Origin of the sequence: Mesobacillus boroniphilus (assembly GCF_018424685.1) — a bacterium.
GTDB classification, from domain to species: Bacteria; Bacillota; Bacilli; order Bacillales; family Cytobacillaceae; genus Mesobacillus; species Mesobacillus boroniphilus_A.
This window is the reverse complement of the sequence record NZ_QTKX01000016.1, coordinates 1-465: the sequence shown is the minus strand read 5'-3', so window position 1 is coordinate 465 and position 465 is coordinate 1. Positions and strand designations below refer to the sequence as shown.

The 465-nt window shown below is 40.4% G+C and carries 1 rRNA gene; it reads right to left on the bottom strand.

The window, feature by feature from the left end:
* Positions 1 to 338: 338 nt before the first annotated feature.
* A 5S ribosomal RNA gene (gene rrf / locus DYI25_RS22265) occupies positions 339 to 454 on the bottom strand.
* Positions 455 to 465 lie beyond the last annotated feature (11 nt).

Below are 465 nucleotides of genomic sequence, written 5' to 3'. Positions count from 1 at the left end.
GGATCAAACTCTCCAAGAAAGAGTTATGAGTTAGCTCATAAAGTTAAAACGTTGGCTCATGATCTTCTATAATAGAAGCCATGATAATTTATTGTTTGTTGACGCTTGTTTGTTTAGTTTTCAAAGAACAATATTTTGTTGTCGTTCAAATGACAACTTTTATATCTTATCATCTTTCAACCAGCTCGTCAACACCTTTTCGAAAGTCTTTTAAACAATCGATCTAGTGGAGCTGAGTTACTATAATAACACCTGAGGTGTTACCCAACAACCAGCAATAACTGGAAAAGAATGATATAGGGATTAAAAAAGACAGGGATATGAATCTCTGTCTTTTCGCCCGGCGGCGTCCTACTCTCACAGGGGGAAACCCCCAACTACCATCGGCGCTGAGAAGCTTAACTTCCGTGTTCGGTATGGGAACGGGTGTGACCTTCTCGCCATCGCCACCAGACTATTTGGTTT